The organism is Ruegeria sp. I3, assembly GCF_056532525.1.
Window position 1 is genome coordinate 603843 of record NZ_JBQFNI010000003.1, and the last position, 20771, is coordinate 624613.

14 protein-coding genes are annotated in these 20771 nt (G+C 55.6%); 5 read left to right on the plus strand and 9 right to left on the minus strand.

Annotated features, from left to right (window positions below; translation table 11 throughout):
• Positions 1-3: 3 nt before the first annotated feature.
• A complete protein-coding gene (locus ACR0L9_RS11240; RefSeq protein WP_480895677.1) occupies positions 4-1584 on the plus strand; it encodes an FMN-binding glutamate synthase family protein in 1581 nt (526 codons plus the stop codon).
• 6 nt (positions 1585-1590) lie between these two features.
• On the opposite strand, the gene ACR0L9_RS11245 is transcribed toward ACR0L9_RS11240, so the two are convergent.
• The 4 genes from ACR0L9_RS11245 to ACR0L9_RS11260 are packed head-to-tail and all read right to left on the minus strand — an operon-like array spanning position 1591 to position 5507.
• Positions 1591-2247, minus strand: coding sequence for an ABC-type transport auxiliary lipoprotein family protein (locus tag ACR0L9_RS11245; protein ID WP_170407827.1), 657 nt, complete (start codon positions 2245-2247; stop codon positions 1591-1593).
• Positions 2244-3560 carry an MlaD family protein gene (locus ACR0L9_RS11250; RefSeq protein ID WP_170394518.1) on the minus strand — a complete coding sequence of 439 codons (1317 nt, stop codon included), beginning with the start codon at positions 3558-3560 and terminating at the stop codon, positions 2244-2246. The genes ACR0L9_RS11245 and ACR0L9_RS11250 overlap by 4 nt, the downstream gene beginning before the upstream one ends.
• 5 nt (positions 3561-3565) lie before the next feature.
• A complete protein-coding gene (locus ACR0L9_RS11255; protein WP_170394521.1) occupies positions 3566-4381 on the minus strand; it encodes an ABC transporter ATP-binding protein in 816 nt (271 codons plus the stop codon).
• A gap of 1 nt (position 4382) precedes the next feature.
• Positions 4383-5507 (minus strand): ABC transporter permease, encoded by a 1125-nt coding sequence (locus tag ACR0L9_RS11260; protein WP_480895678.1) that lies wholly within the window; start codon positions 5505-5507, stop codon positions 4383-4385.
• Positions 5508-5903: 396 nt separating this feature from the next.
• On the opposite strand from ACR0L9_RS11260, the gene aspT reads away from it, so the two are divergent.
• Genes aspT through ACR0L9_RS11280 form a run of 4 tightly spaced genes read left to right on the plus strand, consistent with a single transcriptional unit; the run spans position 5904 to position 11883 of the window.
• Positions 5904-7589 carry an aspartate-alanine antiporter gene (aspT, locus tag ACR0L9_RS11265; protein WP_480762765.1) on the plus strand — a complete coding sequence of 562 codons (1686 nt, stop codon included), beginning with the start codon at positions 5904-5906 and terminating at the stop codon, positions 7587-7589.
• A gap of 18 nt (positions 7590-7607) precedes the next feature.
• Entirely contained in the window at positions 7608-9224 is a 1617-nt protein-coding gene (locus ACR0L9_RS11270; protein ID WP_480895679.1) for a bifunctional aspartate transaminase/aspartate 4-decarboxylase, read from the plus strand.
• A gap of 55 nt (positions 9225-9279) precedes the next feature.
• Positions 9280-11181: a PAS-domain containing protein gene (locus ACR0L9_RS11275; RefSeq protein ID WP_480895680.1), complete on the plus strand. Its 1902-nt coding sequence runs from the start codon at positions 9280-9282 to the stop codon at positions 11179-11181.
• Positions 11182-11883, plus strand: coding sequence for a response regulator transcription factor (locus ACR0L9_RS11280; RefSeq protein WP_170394537.1), 702 nt, complete (start codon positions 11182-11184; stop codon positions 11881-11883).
• Between the two features lie 74 nt (positions 11884-11957).
• Here the strand turns inward: ACR0L9_RS11280 and ACR0L9_RS11285 are convergent, their stop codons facing one another.
• The 5 genes from ACR0L9_RS11285 to ACR0L9_RS11305 form a co-directional block, all read right to left on the minus strand.
• Positions 11958-13268, minus strand: coding sequence for an HlyD family type I secretion periplasmic adaptor subunit (locus ACR0L9_RS11285; RefSeq protein WP_170646926.1), 1311 nt, complete (start codon positions 13266-13268; stop codon positions 11958-11960).
• Positions 13252-15384 carry a type I secretion system permease/ATPase gene (locus ACR0L9_RS11290; protein ID WP_480895681.1) on the minus strand — a complete coding sequence of 711 codons (2133 nt, stop codon included), beginning with the start codon at positions 15382-15384 and terminating at the stop codon, positions 13252-13254. The genes ACR0L9_RS11285 and ACR0L9_RS11290 overlap by 17 nt, the downstream gene beginning before the upstream one ends.
• On the minus strand, positions 15381-15563 hold the full coding sequence (locus ACR0L9_RS11295; RefSeq protein ID WP_480895682.1) for a hypothetical protein: 183 nt from the start codon (positions 15561-15563) through the stop codon (positions 15381-15383). Before ACR0L9_RS11295 ends, ACR0L9_RS11290 begins: the two co-directional genes overlap by 4 nt.
• A gap of 367 nt (positions 15564-15930) precedes the next feature.
• Positions 15931-16737, minus strand: coding sequence for a SapC family protein (locus ACR0L9_RS11300; protein ID WP_480895683.1), 807 nt, complete (start codon positions 16735-16737; stop codon positions 15931-15933).
• Positions 16738-16801: 64 nt separating this feature from the next.
• The gene (locus ACR0L9_RS11305; RefSeq protein WP_480895684.1) at positions 16802-20656 is read right to left on the minus strand and encodes an Ig-like domain-containing protein; all 3855 of its coding nucleotides are present in this window, start codon (positions 20654-20656) and stop codon (positions 16802-16804) included.
• Between the last annotated feature and the right edge of the window lie 115 nt (positions 20657-20771).

Here is a 20771-nt window from a genome sequence, read left to right on the forward strand (position 1 = left end):
AAAATGATTGTTCGCAGGCTTTACTATTTCCTCAGCTATGTCTGCTTGCCTTTGACTTTGCTTTGGGGTTTTTTCTGGCCACCCGCCCACTGGTTGCTGATCATACTGATCCCCTATGCGGTTGTCGGTCTCTACGATATGCTGACAACCAAGCATAATGTGCTGAACAACTACCCGGTACTGGGTCACTTCCGATATATGTTGGAGTTTGTCAGCCCTGAAATCCGGCAGTATTTCGTTGAAACCAATGAGAGCGGGCGGCCCTATAATCGGATCATCCGCAGTCTGGTCTATTCCCGCGCCAAGGGGCAGGTGGATACTCAGGCGTTTGGCACTCAGTACGATATCATGACGGTAGGTTATCACCGCGCTGATCACTCGCTATCCCCCAAGCACGTCGAAGAGAGCGAAGAACGGGTGATACTGGGCGGCCCTCAGTGCGACAAACCCTACAATGCGTCGCGCCTGAACGTATCAGCAATGAGTTTCGGTGCACTCAGCGCCAACGCAATCCGTGCTTTGAATGGCGGTGCAAAAGATGGGGGTTTTGCGCATAACACGGGCGAAGGCGGACTGTCCCCCCACCATCTGGCAGAAGGTGGAGACATCATCTGGCAAATCGGAACAGGATATTTTGGATGCCGCACGCCTGAAGGTGGGTTCGATAAGGACCTGTTTGCCGAAAAGGCCAAGAAAGATGTCGTCAAGGCGATCGAGATCAAACTATCGCAAGGGGCGAAGCCGTCTCATGGCGGGGTCCTACCGGCGGCAAAGGTGGATGAAGAAATCGCCGAGATTCGTGGGGTTCCAGTACATCAGGATGTGATTTCCCCACCTATTCATTCGGCTTTTGATGGACCGACTGGATTGATGCATTTCGTTCAGCATCTGCGAGAGATGTCAGGTGGCAAGCCCGTAGGCTTCAAACTGTGCATCGGTCGTCGATCCGAGTTTATGGCGATTTGCAAAGCGATGTTGGAAACTGAGATTCTGCCTGACTTCATCACGGTGGACGGCGCGGAAGGGGGCACTGGCGCTGCCCCGGTCGAGTTTACCAACCGATTGGGGATGCCACTCAACGAGGCGCTGATCTTTGTGAACAACTGCCTGCGCGGTATTGGAGTCCGCGACAAAGTGCGGGTGATCTGTTCGGGCAAAGTGGCCACCGGATTTGATATGGTCGAGAAATTTGCTCTGGGTGCGGATATGTGTAACGCGGCGCGGGCAATGATGTTTGCGGTGGGGTGCATTCAGGCGCTGCATTGCAACACCAACAGGTGCCCTTCGGGGGTGGCAACGCAAGATCCGATCCGTGGGCGGGCGGTGAATGTGCCACAGAAACGACAGCGCGTGCATCGGTTTCATGACGCGACGCTTGAAAGTTTCCGCGAGATATTAGGGGCTATGGGCAAAGCAAAAGTTTCCGACCTGCGCCCTGCTGACATCCGGCGCCGAAATGCGGATGAACGAGAGCGGTCTTATGCCGAGCTATACAGCTTTCTGGATGACGGCTCTTTGTTGGGCAAGATCATCCCCGAAGAGTTCGCCGCTGACTGGCAAGTCGCCTCAGCGAGCCAGTTCTAGCGACCACTAGCTAGGTCTTGATCGCGGGTTATTGAGCGTATGCGTATGAATTTTGCGGATGCTCCATTCCACGGCATCCCGCATTGTCTTGCCCAAGGCGATATCAAAGGCCTCAACCAGTTCGGGTGTTTTGTCGCTGGTCGCCAGCACTGCTTCCTGGAATGAGCTTGAAGCGATGATCTTGTCCTCATACTCATCGATGATCTTGATATTGATGCGCACTTCTACGCGGACCGTTTTCGTGTCTTCGGTTTCGCTGATGACGATGCCCTGAAATTCGCGCAGATCAGGCGCGATCACATAGTCCGCTCTTAGGCCTACAGTCGAACGTCCTACGGCCGCGACCTTGCCGGAATTTTCATAGCTTTCGACCATCAGCGCCTGCACAATTAACGGAGCGCGATCCACCCATCGGGCCCGCGGCAGATACTGAACCTGAAGCAAGGTGGGCTGCACGGCGATCTGATCGGTGTTCACGGCCGCCGTCGCTGTGGGCTCTTCGACAACGATCTGTTTTTGGATACGCGGCAGCGATGACGAGAACGTGCTTTTGGGTGTCAGCAAATACAAATCATTAGGCTTGGAAGCCTGCCGCAGCGTGCCCAAGCCCGTGCAGCCCGTCAAAGCGGCCAAAACCAGAGTCAATATTAAGGGCCGTATCATTGACGAAACTCCGATGCTTGGGTGCCTAACAAAAAGCGGGCCGGGTCGCGTTCGACCTTGTCGACCAATCTATCCAGACTGATGACCAGACGCTGTGATTCCTCGATGAACCGGATGAACTGAGGCAACCCAACGCGCAAGAAGTCCGAAACCTGACGGCGGTTGTCCTGAACGATCCCGTCGATGGTTCCCAGCAGATCCGACGCCGATTGGGAGGCGCTGAGAACATCGTCGGAAATCTTGTCAATCTTTTCGGTAATATTCGAGACGGTTTCCGCAACCTGATTGGCCGCCTTACTCACATCTTCAGCGACAGGCGAGATATCCTCGTCCATCACGCGGTTTGCCGAGTCAAACGCCCTCTCTGCTGAATCGAGCGCCCCTTTGGCTGAATCCATAGTCGATGTAACCGATTCAAGGGTGGTGTTTGCATTCAGAACAGTCTCGCTGATTACCTCAAGCGTAACGCTGCCTTCATCTGACAGCCGAGTCAGCCTTTCGGCCAGGATTGACCCGCGTTCGATAAAGGGCCGGATATCTTCCTGAATCACGCTTTCAGCACTGGCAATGGCGTTATTTGCAGTCTCTAGCGTTGTTTTGGCGGATTCTGAGGTCTCTTTGATGCTCTTCAGCGTGTCCGTTCCTGTGCTCAACGTCGTCTCGGCCGTGTTTGCCAACGTATCCAGTCTCTTGGTAAATTCTCCAACGTCTTTGGCCGCACCGCCCAAATCGGACGAGAGCGACTGGAAATCCGTCAGAGTTTTATCCAGCTTGCCCGACGCTTCTGCCAGATTGTTCAGGATATCCGACACCGCCTTTCGGTTTTTGTCATCAACAACCGAATTGAGGTTCTCCAACAGGGTGACCGCCTTTTCCAGAACCTCTGGCGCACCCTCAAGCAAGGATTGAATCGAACTGCGCTTGCTTGGGATGACACTGTTCTGGGCCAGCCTTTCTGCGGTTGGGGACCCGCCGGAAAGCTCAACATAAGCAACCCCTGTCACACCCAGAGATTGCAACTGTGCGATGGTTTCTTTGGTAACAGGGATGTCGGCATCAACCTCAAGCCGCACTCGCACCTTTGACGGGTCATCTTTGTCCAAGTCCAGGGAAACCACCTGACCCACAGGCAAGCCGTTGTAATTTACGCCACCTGCAGCCGACAGGCCCGAGACATTGTCGAACAACACATCATAATAGGCGTATTGCCGGGTCACTTCGAATTTGGCGAGCCACAGAAAGAACCCGAAGGCACCAAGGATGCCCGCCAGGGTGAACGCACCGATCAGGATGTAATTCGCTCGGGTCTCCATCGCCTCTACCTGTCCTGCCCCTTCTGTTGTGCCGCACGGGCGCGGGGGCCTGTGAAATATTCCTGAACCCAAGGATGGTCGACCTTGGTCATCTCTTCTATCGGACCTTCAACCAGCACGCGTTTTTCCGCAAGTACCGCGACGCGATCACATATGGCATAAAGGCTGTCCAGATCATGCGTTACCATGAACACGGTCAGCCCCAACGTGTGCTGAAGTTCCCCGATCAGTTCATCATATGCGGCGGCCCCGATCGGGTCCAACCCGGCAGTTGGTTCGTCCAGAAAAACGATTTCAGGGTCCAGCGACAGGGCGCGGGCCAACGCGGCGCGTTTACGCATTCCGCCGGACAGTTCCGAAGGGAACTTGCTACAACTTAGTTGAGGCAAGCCAACAAGACTGATCTTCAGACCACCCAGTGCGGCCATCAATTTTTCACTGATACCCGTGTGCTCGCGCAGAGGCGCCATCACGTTCTGCAATACAGTCAGTGAGGAAAACAGCGCACCGTCCTGGAATGCCACACCCCAGCTTCTTTCGATCCGCTGACGTTCTTCTTCGGGGCCATTAAGAACATCGACGCCAAGAACCTCAATACTTCCCGACTTGGGCTTGTTCAGCCCGACGATCGTACGCAAAAGCACGGACTTCCCAGTGCCCGATCCACCGACAACACCCAGCACTTCACCGCGCCAGACATCGAGGTTGAGGTTGTCGTGGACCACTTGCTCGCCGAATTGGTTGGTTAAATTGCGCACACGAATAACGGCTTCGCGTTTCGTGTCGGATTGGGGCTTGTCCTGAAGCGCGGCGCCATCCATGTCAGATCCCCAACTCTGAGAAGAAGATCGAAAACAGGGCGTCGATGGCGATGACCATAAAGATCGATTGCACGACCGAGGCTGTCGTCCGCTGACCAACGCTTTCGGATGAACCTTTGACCTGCATAGCCTGCCAGCAGGCAATGACACCGATCACCAGTGCAAAGAACGGTGCCTTGATCATCCCGACGGCAAGTTGTGCGACGCCGGTATTTTCCTTCAACCGGGTCAGGAACATGCCGGGGCTGACACCGAGGTCGATCCAACTCATCAACGCTCCGCCGATCAGGCCAGCCATATCGGCAACAAAGCCAAGAATGGGCAACATGATCAACAGCGCCAGAACACGGGGAATGACCAGAACTTCAATCGGATCCAACCCCAGGGTGCGCATCGCATCAATCTCTTCCTGCACCTTCATCGAGCCAATCGAAGCCGTAAAAGCCGAACCGGAGCGACCAGCGACGATGATCGCTGTCAGCAGGATACCAAGCTCACGCAGGATGGAGATGGAGATCAATTCGACAACAAAGATCTCAGCCCCGAACTGTTTCAACTGCGTCGCGCCCTGAAAGGCCAGAACGACGCCGATCAGGAAACCCATCAAGGACACAATCGGCAGCGCCTTGAAGCCGACTTGCTCCATCTGTGACACCAAGGCAGCACGACGCAGTCGCCATGGCATGATCAGAGTCCGGACCAATCGATGCAGAGTAAGGCCAAGAAAGCCGATGATTGATAATGTGTCCTGCCAGGCGCCAAAAGTTTTTTGCCCAATCCGGGCAACCCAATTCACAAAGCCATGCGGCGGCAGTTCTTCTCCTGTAACCTCGGGTATGTTGAGCGATACTGTTTCGATCAATGACGAATGCGCAGGGGCCAACCCTTCGAGCTGGACCTGAGCGCCCTCGCTTCCCATCCGCTGCACCAGATTGGCGACTAGCCAGGCCCCTCCGGTATCCAGCGATTCCACCTGCGACATGTCCACAATGACATCTTGGCCGTTGGGCTTTTGGGCAGCAAAACCCGCTTCGACACGATCCAACGATTGAGTGCGCAGATCTCCGGCAAGGCGGATACAAACGCCGGTTGCGCTGGTCTCGGAAATAATCGTCGGCCGTGTCATAGCGATATGTGATGGCAAACACCGGGTCGCTGCAATGGATTTGTTCGAACCCCTCAGGATTTTGCGCCCGCGCATTGCGGTAGAGCGACAGTGAAGCCCATGGTTCCGGCTCTGGAGCAGGCAGAGCGGGCGAGCCATGCGTTTCGCGTGTTTGCATTGTGGGGCAGGCTCAGTCAGGATGTTCTGAATGAGGGCGGACAAGCAGAACTATTAATATTCAGATAATTATAGACAAATGTCCTTTGTAAGGTATCGTGAGGCCGAAGTTTTCCTGTTGCGGTTGTGTGTTCGAACAGGCGGCTTGGTCGGGCAGCAAGTGGGCCAATTGGGCGCTTCTTCACCTTGTCTCCGGCTTTTGCCTCAAATGCCTGTCAGGCGCGGATTGAGAGGTGATTGATGGTCGATTGGCTGGTGCATATTCTTCAAAACTACCCTGAATTGGCGGTGTTCCTGTCCATCGGTATCGGCTTTCTCGTTGGTCCCTGGAAACTGATGGGGTTCAGTCTGGGCACGGTCACGGCAACGTTGTTGGCGGCGGTGGTGATCGGGCAGGCCCAGATTGAAATCGACTCGGCGGTCAAATCGACTTTCTTCATCTTGTTCATCTTTGCTGTGGGCTACGGTGTCGGACCTCAGTTCATCCGCGGCCTGAAAGCAGACGGCGCGCGCGAGGTGTTCTTTGCGCTCAGCGTGCTCGCACTTTGCCTTGTAATCCCGATCATCGCAGCCAAGGTCGCGGGTCTGGAACTTGGCTATGCCGCGGGGCTTTATGCCGGATCGCAGACGATTTCAGCGGCGATCGGTGTTGCCACCGACCAAATCGGCCAGCTGGGCCTGTCGGCGGAACAGGCCAAAACCTATGCGAACCAGATTCCGATTGCCTATGCGGTGACCTATATTTACGGCACAATCGGGTCGGCCATCATTCTGGCCAAGATCGGCCCGCGTCTGATTGGCGTCGATCTGGTCGCGGCCTGCAAGGAATATGAGGCTAAGCTGGGTGGCACGACGTCGGTTGAAACCGGTGATGGCATCGTCTCGGCATATCGCGCGATCGAGGCGCGGGCCTTTGAGATCCCAGAAGGTAGCGATTTGCTAGGGCAACCGGTCAAAGATCTGATGCCCGGTATCCGCATCTATGCCGAACGCCTGAGACGTGACGGGAAGATCATAGAGGTAGATGATAACACCATATTGCAGGCCGGAGATGTTGTGATGTTCTCAGGCCGCCGCGCTGATCTGGTGGGTTTGCTTGAGACCAATCTTACAGAAGCTGACGCGCCTGATCTGCTGAGCATACCGTCGGAAAAACTGGATGTGCTGATCACCAGCAAAGAGGTTCATAACAAGACGCTTGAAGAGCTAAGCAAACTGTCGATCGCGCGGGGCATTTATGTCTCGAAACTGATGCGAAACATGCAGGATTTGCCGCTGCTACCCGGGACAGTCGTGCATCGTGGTGACATCGTCACAATTCAGGGCAGCAAGCGGCATGTCGAGGCCGCAGTTGCCCAGATTGGCTATGCCGACCGCCCGGTAGACACCACGGATCTGGCCTTTGTAGGCTGGGGGATTTTCATCGGCGGCATCATTGGAACATTGTCAGTCATGATGGGTGGTTTCCCGATCAGCCTTTCCACTACCGGAGGCGCGCTGCTGGCTGGGCTGGTGCTGGGTTGGCTGCGTACGGTGCACCCGACCTTTGGGCGCATCCCGGGGCCGGCACTGTGGTTGATGAACACGCTGGGCCTGAACGTCTTTATCGCGGTGATAGGGATCACCGCAGGGCCGGGATTTGTCGCGGGACTGCAACAGGCCGGTATTGCGCTGCTGCTATGGGGAATCGTCGCGACTTCGCTACCAATGATCTTTGCAGTTTACGTCGGGCATTACGTATTCAAGTTCCACCCGGCTATTCTGTTTGGTGCCTGCGCAGGCGCACGCACCACCACTGCCGCGTTGGGTATGATCCAGGAAGCCGCGCAAAGTCGCATCCCGGCGCTTGGCTACGGAATGCCGTATGCGATCGGAAATACACTATTGACCATCTTCGGGATGGTCGTTGTTTTGATCCTAAGCTGATTTGGAGAGGTTCACGTTATGGATAGAGTAGCGCTGCACGATTACGAAGCACTCAGCCCGTTTCAGATCAAGGATGAGCTGATCAAACTGGCCTCGGCCGAGGCGGGTAAGGCCAATAGCGCTTTCCTGAACGCGGGGCGCGGCAATCCTAACTGGGTTGCCACCCGTCCGCGTGAGGCGTTCTTTGCCCTTGGTCAATTTGCCATAACTGAATCCAAACGTGTGATGGACCACCCCGCTGGTTTAGGCGGAATGCCGGTGCAAAAAGGTTGCCATGGACGGCTGCAGAGCTGGGCGTCTGATCATTCCGACACGCCGGGCGTCGATACGCTGCTTGAGCTCGTGGCGCATGCCATATCCGCATTTGATTTCGATGCGGACGAGTTTGTGCATGAACTGACGGATTCGATCATCGGTGATAACTATCCGGTGCCTGACCGCATCCTGAAACACAATGCCACCATTGCCCATGAATACCTGATGTGGTCCATGTGCCGAGGTCACCGGCCTGACGCTCAGTTCGATCTGTTCGCAGTCGAAGGCGGCACGGCGGCGATGTGTTATATCTTCAAGACGCTCAAAGCCAATCGGCTGCTGAACCCGGGTGATACGATCGCGTTGTGTACACCGATCTTCACCCCCTATCTGGAAATGCCAGAGCTTGAGGATTACAGCCTTGAATCCGTCCATGTGGAAACCGACGAGGAAGACGGCTTCCAACTGACGGATGCCGCAGTGGAAAAGCTGAAAGATCCCAAGGTAAAGGCGTTCTTTCTGGTCAACCCGGGCAATCCGTCTTCGGTTGCACTAAGCACCGCATCACTGCGCAAACTGGCGGATTTGGTGGAAAACCACCGTCCCGATCTGATCGTGTTGACGGATGATGTCTACGGCACCTTTGTGCATGATTTTACCTCGGTCATGGGCCATCTGCCACGCAACACGATCGGGGTGTATTCCTATTCCAAGTACTTTGGCTGCACCGGCTGGCGTCTTGGCGTGATTGCTGTCGCGCAAGACAACATCTTCGATCTGAAACTGGCGGATCACCCGGATGAGATCAAACAGGCCCTGGACAAGCGCTATGGCACGCTTAGCCTGACACCGCGCGACATTCGCTTTATCGACCGGCTTGTGGCCGATAGCCGCGATGTGGCTTTGAACCACACGGCGGGCCTGTCGCTGCCGCAGCAGGTGATGATGACACTGTTTTCACTCAGTGAGTTGGTCGACAGCAAGAAGATCTATCAGACCGCCTGTATGGAGTTGGTTCATCGCCGTTTCAAACTGCTGACCGAAGCGATGGGCATCGAGGTGCAGGCAGGTGAGCATTACGACGCCTATTACGGCATCATCGATTTCGAATACTGGTTGCGAAAATATGTCGGTGAAGATGTCGTGGCTTGGATCAAGCAGAATGTTCATCCATTGGATATCGCGTTCAAGCTGGCCGAAGACTATGGCATCGTTTTGCTGAACGGCAGCGGATTTGATGCGCCCGGATGGTCGGCCCGTGTGTCCTTTGCCAACCTGCCGGACGAGGCGTATTCGCAGATCGGGACAGCCGTTCGATCAGTGGCACGCGGCTATGTTCAAGCCTACCGTGCCGCGAACAATTTGCCGCTGCACGGATAGGTAAATCTCCCTACACCTGCGCCTGAACTGGTGATACCCATGGGCGCAGGGGAGGATGAATTTGGACATTTCCGAACAGCGCATCAAGGCGATGACCACGGCTGGCCTGAACCTGATCGGTCAGGCGCTGTCAATTTATGACAGCCAATTGCGTCTCGTTGTCAGCAACCTGCGGTTTCAGGAAATGTTCGACCTGCCAAACGAACTTGTCGAGCCGGGGGCTCTGTTTCGCGACACAATTTATTTTCTCGCTAGCCGCGGGGAATACGGTTCGGTCGGCGATGTTGACGAGATGGTCGAGCTACGCGTTTCACAGGCCCTCGCGTTCGAGCCGCATTATATGGAGCGCACCCGGCCCAATGGTCAGGTGATCTCGGTTGAAGGTGCACCTTTGCCCAATGGGGGTTGGGTGGCCGTCTATACCGACATAACTCGCACGAAGCGGGTAGAAGATTTGCTGCGCGCCCGTTCAGAAGAACTGTCTGACCAACTTCTGAGCCATGCCGAAGAGCTTTCCGCAACCAACCGCAAACTGGCCGCAACCATCACAGCGCTGGAAGAAGCCAAGCGTCAACTGACCGAGATCGAGGCCCGCACGCGGATGACGACCGAGATGATGCCGGCTCATATCGCGCATCTGGATGCCGATGGACGATACGATTACTCAAACCGCCGCCTCAGTTCGGTCATGCCCGGCCGTCCGTCTGACATTCTAGGCCTTCATATATCAAAGGCTTTGGGGTCATCTGCCTATGACCGGGTAAAGCCACATCTGGAACAGGCCTATGGAGGCCAACCTTCGGTTTTCGAGTTTACCGAAGATCAGGATTCACGCCGCATTCGGGTATCATTCACCCCGGATAAAGCGGGTGGTGTTTATGTCATGTCGGTGGATATCACCGAAGAAACTCAAGCCCGTGTCGCCCTTCAGCAAACGCGGCGCAGAGCCATGGCGGCGCAGATGACAAGCGGGCTTGCCCATGACTTTTCTAATTTGCTGACCATCATTCTGGGCATGCAGGCGCGATTAGAGAGGATGGATCTACCCGAGGAAGCCGATCAGCTAGTCACGGCTACGCAACAAACTGCCCGACGCGGGGGGCAACTGCTGAATCGCATCGCAGACATGACCGGCAATCGCACGCCGCAACCTCAGGCGACGGATATGCGCGGTTTACTTGAGGATTTGCGAATCCTTGCCACCCCGTCCTTGCCGCGGGGCATGGGGTTGTCGGTGGTCAATACTCTACCCGACAAGGCGCTGATGCTCGATCCCGGCATGGTTCAGGATGCACTGCTGAACCTGGTTCTGAATGCGCGGGATGCTTGCGGCACATCGGGCCAGATCACGATCACTGCGCATGCAATCGGGACAATATGGGTTGAGATCACGGTGTCGGACACTGGCCCGGGGTTTACCGGGGAAGCATTAAAGAAAGCGTTAAACCCATTCTTTTCCACCAAAGGCAGCGATGGCTCGGGGTTGGGACTTCCAATGGTCTACGACACGGTAAAGCTGGCGGGCGGTGACCTTAATTTGCGCAACACGCCTTCTGGTGCTTCGGTCGTGATACGTTTGCCCTACCGTCCTGCCCCGTCCGCGCAAGCGGGTCTCGTATTGTTGGTTGAAGACAGCGATGACCTGCGCAGTCAGTTCCGGGACATGCTGGTCGATTTGGGGTGTTCGGTGATCGAGGCAAGCTCGGTCGATGAAGCTTTGACCTTGACGTCGGAAATCGGTGATATCGCGCTGGTTCTATCAGATATTAAGCTGGAGGGCGAAGGCACTGGGATCGACATTGTCGACCGCCTGAATGGTGCGTTGCCCTGTATACTGATGACGTCGCTGCCGCTAAATGACCCGCTACATCATCAGGCATTGACCCGTGCACCTGTCCTAAGCAAACCATTCACATCGTCGCAATTGTCGGCGTTGATCCGAACCGAGGCCGCCTGAATGACACAACCTTTGGTGACCATTCTCGATGACGAACCTGAAATCCGCCGTATCCTAACGGAAGCGCTGGAAGATGCCGGGTTTCAAACTCAAAGCTTTTCACGTGCCCGTGAATTTGAAGCTTCGCTGAAAAGGGTCACTCCGGATCTGTGTTTGGTGGATTTATCATTGCCGGATACCGACGGTCTTGCACTTGTGCACAAACTTGCGCTTGAGCAAGGTGCTGCCGTCATCATCATTTCAGGCCGCGCTCAGGTACAGGACCGGGTAACGGGATTGGAGCTTGGCGCAGATGATTACATCACCAAACCATTTGATCCAGCCGAAGTAATTGCTCGGGTCCGCGCCCGGCTACGCTCTACTGGACCAGCAACGCCGAATTCAGACATAGCCGAATTCAATGGTTGGACAGCACAGTTTGATCGATATGTCTTGATCAATGCCGATGGCGTCGAGACACCTTTCAGTCATGCCGAAGGTGAGGTTCTGCGATTGTTTCTTGAAAGTCCCAAACGCCTGATCAGCCGCGCGCGCATGCAGGACATGTTGGGTGGCGGGGCAGGTGACAGCTTTGACCGCGCTATGGATGTTCGGATTTCCCGCTTGCGAACGAAGCTGGGCGAAGATCCCAAAAACCCGCGCCTTATTAAAACGATATATGGTGCGGGATATATCTTTCTTGGTGACGTGACCTGGTCTTAGTCGTCGGTCCCCCCCGACGCCTAAGATGTCTATCGGCTGGTGCTTTGCTATCTGCTGCCCATCTGTCGTTCTCTTCAATCGCGCAGCGCCTCGTCTTTTATCTTCAGAACAGGTTGGATCAGATAATCCAGAACTGACTTTCGGCCTGACAGAATATCGACCTGAGCGATCATTCCTGGGATGATTTCAACCGCTGTACCACCCGCATCCAACATCGTGTCTGACGTCTGAATTTCGACGACGAAAACCTCTTCTTCACTTCGTTCCGAGCGAGTGATGGTGTCGGCACCGATTCGAACGATCTCACCATCCAGACTGCCGTACCGCGAAAAATCGTAGGCCGTGATCTTGATTTTGACCTTTTGCTCTGGGTGCAGGAAGGCGATGTCCTTGGGCCGGACATAGGCTTCCACCAACAATCTGTCGTCCAACGGAACAATCTCAATCAGTTCCTCACCGCTTCGGGCCATCCCGCCGATCGTCGTCCGGTGAATCCGGTTTACGACACCCCGTACGGGGGCCCGGATCAGCGCGCGAGACGCACGGTCACGCAAAGAGGGTAGGGCAGGTTGCAAGGCGGCAAGCTCTGCCGAAACCAAAGCCAGATCAGTTAGTGCGGCACTACGAAACCGACTACGCGTCGCGCGGACCTTGTCATCCACTTCATCCAGCCCGGCCTTCAACCGGTTGATCATCGCCTCTGCTCTGACCTTGCGGCCTTTCCATTCCGCCTCGCTACGGCGCAGGGCCAAAAGGGTTGTTGCCGGTTCCATCTTCTGTTCGACCAATGGCACCATCATAGCGCGCTCATCGGCCAACACATTCAGGGTCTCGGTTGACGTGACCTGGTCAACCAATCCCTCTTCGTACTCGCGTTGCCGCTGTTCGCGCTGTCGAGAGAGAATTGCAATCTCAGCTTCAAGTTCTGCTTGCCGACCGTGGTACAGCGCAGTCTCCGACCGCACGACATCTGGCGCGCCAGTCAGAAGATCGTCGTCGAACTCAAGCTCAGCCCCATCGATTTCGGCACGTAGTCGTTGTGCGCGGGCCATCAAACCAAAGGCACGCTGTTGCTCTTGGCTCAACTCTCGTTCGATCTGAGTAGTATTCAGCTCCATCAGCAATGTACCAGCCTCAACCACCAGACCCTCGCGCACGTGAACGGACCGCAAAACACCGGGTTCGGTCGCTTCGATCACCTGAATATCGCCGGATGGCACGATACGCCCATCTGCCCTCACGACATCGTCGAGTTCAGTTAAATGAGCCCAGGCGACGGCGCTTATCAAACAACTGAGTATCAGGAGCAGCAGCAATGATCCCCGCAGCGGTGACCCTCCACGCATTTCACGGGCGAGGCTTTCCAGATCAGGATGCCGCGACATTCAGATGCCTCCCGGGTTTGCGAACTGCCTGCGTCAGGATGTTTTTGGGTCCATCCATCGCAATTTTGCCATCCTCAATCACTATGACCCGATCAACCAGTTCCAGCAGGCTGGTTCGGTGCGTCACAATGATCATCGTGGTATCTGGCGTGGTCTTTTTAAGGCGGCGTATAATTTCGGATTCGGATTTGACGTCCATCGCACTCGTAGGCTCATCCAGCAGCAGGATAGGAGGATGCCCGATAAGCGCCCGGGCCAATGCAATCGCCTGCCTTTGACCACCTGACAATCCTTCTCCTCGTTCGGCTACAGGCTGATCATAGCCCCGTGGGTGCCGCGCGATAAAATCTTCGACACCTGCAATGCGCCCTGCACGGATCAGTTCATCATCACGCGGGCGCACCGACCCGCTGGCAATGTTTTCCCGGACGGTACCGGAAAACAGCCAGATGTCTTGCAAGACTGAACCAATATTTCGCCGCAAGTCGCCGGGATCAATCTGGCGAATGTCCAGCCCGTCCAACATCACCGAGCCCACGCGCGGTTGGTAGAGGCCCAACAGCAGTCGCGCAATCGTACTCTTGCCCGACCCAATCTGGCCCAGGACAGCGACTTTTTCACCGGGTTCGATTGTAAATGAAACACCTTTCATCGCGTCTTCCGTTTGATCAGGATATGCGAAATGAACATTGTTAAACGTTATCCGCCCGGAAAACTCGGATCTGCTGATCCAAGATTTGCCTTCAGGCCGCTCATTGCTCGCCTGCATTAACGTGTCCAGATTGCGGTAGGCACTGCGTGCCTGATTGACACGTGTCAGGGTTTGCGCCAATTGTCCCAGCGGTGCCAGGGCACGGCCGGTCAGCATCACCGACGCAACAAGTGCCCCCATGCTCGTCTGGCCATCCGTGATCAGAAATACACCATAAAAGACGATAAGAACTTGCGCGGCCTGCTGAGTAAATCCAGTTAGGTTCAGGGCAAATTGAGTAACGGCCCTGCTGCGTGATCCGTAGTTTGACTGGCGTGCAATTGCACCTTCCCACCGCATTCGCATCTGCCGACTGGCGGCGGTTGTCTTGATGGTTTCCAAGCCTGATACAGCCTCAACCAGAACAGATTGCTTGGATTGTCCGTCTGCAAAACTTTGTTCAGCAAGACGCGACAGGATCGGTTGAACAGCCAGTCCGCTGAGAAGAACGACTGGTACAGCGAGTGCTGGAACAAGCGCCAGCGGGCCGCCCACCATATAGATCGCGAATATGAAAACCGCGATGAATGGCAAGTCTACGACAGCGACGAGTGTGGCAGAAGTGAAGAATTCACGCAAAGTTTCGAATTCGCGGATGGTACTGGCCATTGCACCCGTTGAGCCCGTTCGGGACGACATGCGAATATTCAGCACCTGGTCAAATACTCGCCGTCCCATGGACATGTCAGCATTCTGGCCGGCGCGATCTATGAACCCCGCGCGAAGGAGCTTCAGCGCGAAGTCAAAAAGAAGCGCCAACCCCACGCCAAGCGTCAAAGCTATCAGCGACTCGGTCGCCTCGTTGGGCAAAACCCGGTCGTAGACGATCATGATAAAGACTGAGGTCGTAAGCCCCAGAACGTTTGCCATCGCCGCAGCCAGCGCCACCTGAACGTAAGACCAGCGGTTTGCGGAAAGTGCCGACCAGAACCAATGACCCCGCTGATCCGCTTGATCTGCGTTAACCTCGTCGCGGTGCAAGGGTCGAAACAACAATGCATAGCCCGTGTAGACTTCGCCCACGCCGCTTTCGGGAACCTCTCCGATACCGTCATCCAAAGCGGGGTCGTAAAGCAATAGATCGCCATTGCGCGTGCGCCCGTGGTACACAACGGCGCGATCGCCTTCCAACAACAAGATCGCAGGTGCCAGCGATGCATCAAATGCCGACAGCTTTCGCGCACCAAACCCGACCTGCAGGCCTGCTCGTTGTGCCGCGTGCATCGCATCGCGCACGGTCAACTCACCTGTATCACCAGATTGGCAGGCGTTCAGTGCTGCCACTGTCAACGGTCGCTCAAGTGTCGCCGCGACATTCAACAAGCAAGCTTCCAGTTCGGTCAGAGTTGCACGATCAACATTCATAGCGACTTATCCAGCGCGTCCATCGTGAACCTCGGAAAATCCAGAATGCGCTCAGTTAGGCTCAATGAGGCGTAATTGGCCAAAGCGAAGTTCTGTTCTGCCAGAATCAGCCGTTCCTGTAGCTGCATGTCGTTGCGTTTCTTACCCGACACTCGGGATTTCGCGGTCAATACACCCATTCTAGATTCATGACCGTTTGATACCCGCAAGTAAGACGGCACTTCACTACTAATGGAGTTCGTCTGAACGGGCCGTGCTATCAACCCCAATAAAGCCTGAGCCAAAAATGCACCGCCAGCGGCATTCTGGTAAGCTTGGATTGTCCTTGTTTTGGACCCACTTCGTGCCACAATCGAACTGCTCTGAACAGCCTGTCGCACTTGTTGGTCAAAAGCGTTCTTTGAAAGTTCTTTTGATCGCGCTGTTGCGCTTGCTCCGGTCGTTCCTCGCGTTAAAGATGTCTCGACATCGGCAAGGTTGGGCGTTGAGGTGCAGGCTGAAACTGACAGTAACCCCGCTGTTATGCCAAGGATTCCAAGCCCGAACTTAACCCATTGCATGGATCGCGCCCTCCTTGCATTGTCCGTGCCGAACCTCTTCAGCAAGTGCAGTCATGAATCCGCCAATGGTGTCGTTTTGTTCTGAACTCCTCGTGCCTGATTGGCTCTGTGCACTGGACAGCCAAACGCAATGCGACAGGGATACTTGATGAGCGTGAATCAACCGTAGCGCGCCGCTGGAAAGCAGGGCCAATTTATAAGACTCGGGCAATCGTTCCAGCAGAATTGGATCAACGCCCCAGTAACCCTCGGTCAAAGTGACGCCATTCTGTTCGTCCAGTGGTACAAGCAGACCCATTTCAGCGATCAAAGAGCAGACTTGGTCCGTTTTGTTTGCCGAGGCCAGGCGATTTTGCAGAAAGCGGCGCACACGGCAGAGATCCTGCGTCAAAAGTCCGTCCACTGTAAAAAATGGTTGGTCTTTAGGGTCATGTGTAACCAACCCTGAATCCTCGTCGACAAACAGACGTGACCGAGAGCCGCCCTTTTTCATAGCTTCTGCCTGGAATGGAAAGCAACGCAACGCTGAGGGCACATAAGGCGCAAGCCAGCGACCGTTTTGGTCGACGAAGGGCGGTGCCATTTCCGGGATGACTGAGAATAGTGCGACGGGAGAAAAACCTGTTTGGTTTGACAGGAACACAATCGGAAAAGATGTGGCAATTTGCGGAACTTCTGAGATGACGATGGGACAGGCGTCCATCTCTGCAACAAATTGGTATGATGTGAACCGGCGCCAGAATCGATTCCTGTGCCGTACAAGGCTGACTGGGAAAAGGCCGTTCTCTGCCATGTGATCCTCTTGTCCTGAAGAGGCGAGGCTACATTTGTGCATCGCCCCAAGCTACGTGCGCCGTTTAGGCCGAAGCGCCAGTTGGGTCGGTGATCAGGATGTTGTCGTCGGACAAACTGCTCAGATCGGAAAGGCCGTCGAACTGTGCAAGCGCTTCGACCGACGCCGAATCTGGGCCAGAATAGTCAACCTTGACCAGAATGCTGTCAGTGCCGTCCGTTGCCAGCAGATACATCTCATCACCTGATTGAGCACCATTCAGGTTTTCGGCTGCGCTAGTGATTGTATCCAGATCAAGGTCCGAAAGCGTGGTCTCCAGCCCGATGAAACCGGTGTTGGCACCAATTGTGCCGCCGGCCACCAAGGTCTCGACACCGGTCCCGTCGCCGCGAAGCGATGTGGTATTCAACCCCTGGAACATCAAGGCGTCAGAAACGCTGGTTGCTGGGCCCAGTGTGAAACCATTGATCGTATCAATGCCATTTGAAGATGGGTCAGCTTCGAAAACGATGACGTCTCGACCCCCCCCGGACACATCTATGGTGTCGTCGCCCTGGTTGCCGCGGATGACATCATCAACATCCGAGCCCGTAATGGTATCATTCCCACTGGTGCCGAGATGGAGCTGTGATGGCCCTCCGTCTGGAGTGGTCAACGTCAAGACGATGGGTTGGTTCGCGTCCTGAACTGTCATGGTAAATGTCACCACAGGCTGCGATAAATCCCCATAGCTCGTGGCCGCGCCCGCGAAACTGATTGCGGAACCTCCATTCGGGTTAGCCAGAAAGAGATTGAAGTCAGGGTTTTCTGTCTCGGAGCCGCTATCGTAGGTCGCCACCGAAGGATCGAACCCCAGCTCGGCGGTAAAGGCCAGACCGCTTGAGATATCGCGATCGGAATCTGCGTAGACCTCGAACGTCACTGTCGTTCCGCTGCGACCGGCTTCAACGATGGTGTAGGCCGCCGGAACATGAGCAATTGCGTGTTCGGACACCGGATCAGGATCGGGGCCGCCTGCGACTGTCGCCTGTGCTTCGAAATCGAGGGCGTCTCCCGCTTCAATCGAGGCAAAGCTTGCGGCAGGCGCGGACAGGGTCCAGCTCCCATCGGCCGCAACCGTCGCCGAACCAAGCGAGACCGAGTTAAGTGTAACATCGACCGCTTGTCCGGCTGACAGGCCTGCGGAACTGCCTGATACGGTCATTCCAGTGTTTTGTGCATCGCTCAGCGACACGGCACTATTGGCACCCAGATCATCGATGTAGAGGATAGGTTTGAAATCCGTGGCCAACATGGTTGTCGCATCGGTTGCCGGGTTTCCTGCGGCGTCTTGAACCGATGCCGTGACCGCAAAATTGCCTCCATCGGCCAAACTGGCCAAATCCGCCGAAGGAATGCTTGTGCTCCACAAGCCACTGGAAACCACCGCACTGTAGGTCTGGTTATTAAGGCTAATCGTTACAATCTGCCCGTCCTCGGCATTTGTTGTCCCCGACACATTGAGGTCTGTTCCCTGTTCAACGATATCCAGAACCGATCCAACCGAAAGCGGGTTCAATGCAATTGTTGGTGCGCTGAGGTCGGTGCTGAAACTGGTAGTCGCTGCATTCGTGTTGCCAGCCGCATCCGTGATTGAGGCGTTCACGTCATACGTTTGCCCGTCCTGCAGGCTGCTCAAATCGGCAGCAGCCGCTGTGAATGTCCAGATGCCACCATTTACAGTGGCGGTTCCGCCGGTCAGAACCGCACCTCCGGATTGGATGATCTGTACCGAAACTTGCGTACCATTGGCCGCATCAGAAGTTCCCGAGACCACCAGATCCGTTGCTTGTTCGGTCAGGTTGATTACAGCTCCACCTGACAGTGATGATATGGCGAGCGACGGGGCGGTGAAGTCCGTGTCAAAGCTGTTGGTCGCCTGTATCGCCAGATTGCCGGCGGCATCCGAGACATCTGCTGTCACGCTGTTCGTGGCCCCATCGGGTAGCGCCGCCAAATCCGCCGAGGGGACACTGACCGACCACCCCCCGGTTGAGGCCTGTCCTGTGTAGGATTGGCCGTTCAGATTTACGGTGATTGTCTGACCATCTTCGGCGGATGTAGTGCCCGTAATGGTCAAGTCCGTACCACGTTCCGCAGCATTCAAAACCGCTCCGTCCGAAAAACTGTCGATACTCAGAGTTGGGGCGGTGACATCTTTGGATAAGTTGACGCTGGCTTGCGGGGCGACAAGGCCGTCGGCGTCCGTCACGTCGCCTGTGATATTGAAATCTCCGCCATCGGCAAGCGCAATGAGATCGGCGCTGGGGATTGTCACACTCCAACTGCCGCCCGAGACCGAGTCGGTATAAGTCTGCCCATCAAGGGCTACTGTTACCTGCTGCCCGTCGGTTACGTTCCCTGTTGTCCCGCTTACGACCAGGTCAGATCCGGTTTCGACCGCATTCAGGATAGCCCCGACCGACAAGGGAGTGATTGCAATTGATGGGCCCGTAAGATCGACCGGAACGGATACCGATATCGGTGTTGCCGAATTGCCTGCTGTGTCGCTGACGGCAACTGAAACGGATGCGGGCACACCGGTTGCCAAACCAGACAAATCGGCATTCGGGATCGTCACTGACCAACTGCCGCCCGATACAGAACCCGTGTAATCCTGACCGTCGAAAGATACATTGACCACCTGGCCGTTTTCAGCTGTGGTCGTGCCCGACAAGACAAGATCCCCAACGACATCGGCCAGATCTATTGAACCGCCACCCACTGGGTTTAGTGTCAGATCAGGCGCAGTCAGATCAGTGTCGAAACTTCCATTGGCCTGAGCTGCTGGGTTCCCTGCGCGATCCGATACATCAGCCGTCACCGTGACGCTTGACCCGTCTGGCAGCGTGGTAAGATCTGAAGCGGGCACCGAAACGCTCCAGCCGCCGCCCGAAACGGTGCCACTATAGGATTGCCCACCAATCGCTACCGTTACGGTCTGCCCATTCTCGGCATCCGTTGTGCCAGAGATTTCGAGATTTGTACGTTGTTCTGCAGCATTCATTACCGCACCCGCCGAGAATGTATCGATGGTCAGGACCGGCGGAATGGTATCAACGTCGAACCTTGCGGTTTCAGCCGATAGCTCCATCCCGCTACCATCCAGATGGCGCACAGAAACATCCGAGATCCCCTGAGGCAGGGCCGCTGCCTCGGCCTGCGTCAGTGAAACGCTCCAGCTTCCGTCGCCTGCAGGAGTGACTGATTTTGTCACCGATCCGATGGTAACTTCTACAGTCGTTGTTCCTTCCGGCGCTGTTGTTTGGCTGCTGAGATTACTCAATGCGTTTGATTGCAACTCAGCCAGGTTCAGGCTGGGCGGTCGAGGAGGTGAGGGGGTAACGGTGGGTTCGGCATCAGTTTCATCGTCGCTGTCTCCACCGCCGCCGCCTCCGCCACCGGCAGCTGCAGCACCGGCTATTCCCAGCCCGCCCAAGGCCAGCCCGGCACCGCTTACGCCACCAGCGGTCGCTGCGGTCGCACCTGCGGCCTCTGCGGCTAGAACTAATTGTGCAATTTCGCCGACGACTTCATCTGCAACCATTATGGTGCCGTTTTCCAGAATCTGTACGTTCTCGGCAGAGACAACAATCGTCCGCCCATCTGTCAGTTTCAGCTGCACGTCGCCATTCGAAAGCAGCTTTGCCACCCGAACGCCCGGAATTGACTCAGCAAACTGATGAGACGCAAGCTGTTCATCGGTGGCCTGCGCAAGAGCTGGTAATGCGAATAGTGTCGAGCCAAGGCCGCCAGCAACCCCGCGTCCTACCCATCGCTGAAGTTTTTTGTCGAACCATTTGCGGATATGGCGCGTACGTTGCGCATCGGGCCCGGCGTCCGTGGTCGATTTATTGGTCGAAACGGTATCTTTGGTCATTTTGCCCTCTCATTAGATGGACGCTGGTCGTTGCGTGATATGCTGTTTTCGGCCGATCTGGTCTGTGGTTTGATCTTCTGAGCCATTCGACCGCTGCGAAAAATTTGAGTTAATC

Excerpts from the sequence above, each read along its gene's own strand:
- ACR0L9_RS11240 (WP_480895677.1), top strand. The coding sequence starts at position 4 with ATGATTGTTCGCAGGCTTTACTATTTCCTCAGCTATGTCTGCTTGCCT.
- ACR0L9_RS11245 (WP_170407827.1), bottom strand. The coding sequence starts at position 2,247 with ATGATACGGCCCTTAATATTGACTCTGGTTTTGGCCGCTTTGACGGGC.
- ACR0L9_RS11250 (WP_170394518.1), bottom strand. The coding sequence starts at position 3,560 with ATGGAGACCCGAGCGAATTACATCCTGATCGGTGCGTTCACCCTGGCG.
- ACR0L9_RS11255 (WP_170394521.1), bottom strand. The coding sequence starts at position 4,381 with ATGGATGGCGCCGCGCTTCAGGACAAGCCCCAATCCGACACGAAACGC.
- ACR0L9_RS11260 (WP_480895678.1), bottom strand. The coding sequence starts at position 5,507 with ATGACACGGCCGACGATTATTTCCGAGACCAGCGCAACCGGCGTTTGT.
- aspT (WP_480762765.1), top strand. The coding sequence starts at position 5,904 with ATGGTCGATTGGCTGGTGCATATTCTTCAAAACTACCCTGAATTGGCG.
- ACR0L9_RS11270 (WP_480895679.1), top strand. The coding sequence starts at position 7,608 with ATGGATAGAGTAGCGCTGCACGATTACGAAGCACTCAGCCCGTTTCAG.
- ACR0L9_RS11275 (WP_480895680.1), top strand. The coding sequence starts at position 9,280 with ATGAATTTGGACATTTCCGAACAGCGCATCAAGGCGATGACCACGGCT.
- ACR0L9_RS11280 (WP_170394537.1), top strand. The coding sequence starts at position 11,182 with ATGACACAACCTTTGGTGACCATTCTCGATGACGAACCTGAAATCCGC.
- ACR0L9_RS11285 (WP_170646926.1), bottom strand. The coding sequence starts at position 13,268 with ATGTCGCGGCATCCTGATCTGGAAAGCCTCGCCCGTGAAATGCGTGGA.
- ACR0L9_RS11290 (WP_480895681.1), bottom strand. The coding sequence starts at position 15,384 with ATGAATGTTGATCGTGCAACTCTGACCGAACTGGAAGCTTGCTTGTTG.
- ACR0L9_RS11295 (WP_480895682.1), bottom strand. The coding sequence starts at position 15,563 with ATGGGTGTATTGACCGCGAAATCCCGAGTGTCGGGTAAGAAACGCAAC.
- ACR0L9_RS11300 (WP_480895683.1), bottom strand. The coding sequence starts at position 16,737 with ATGGCAGAGAACGGCCTTTTCCCAGTCAGCCTTGTACGGCACAGGAAT.
- ACR0L9_RS11305 (WP_480895684.1), bottom strand. The coding sequence starts at position 20,656 with ATGACCAAAGATACCGTTTCGACCAATAAATCGACCACGGACGCCGGG.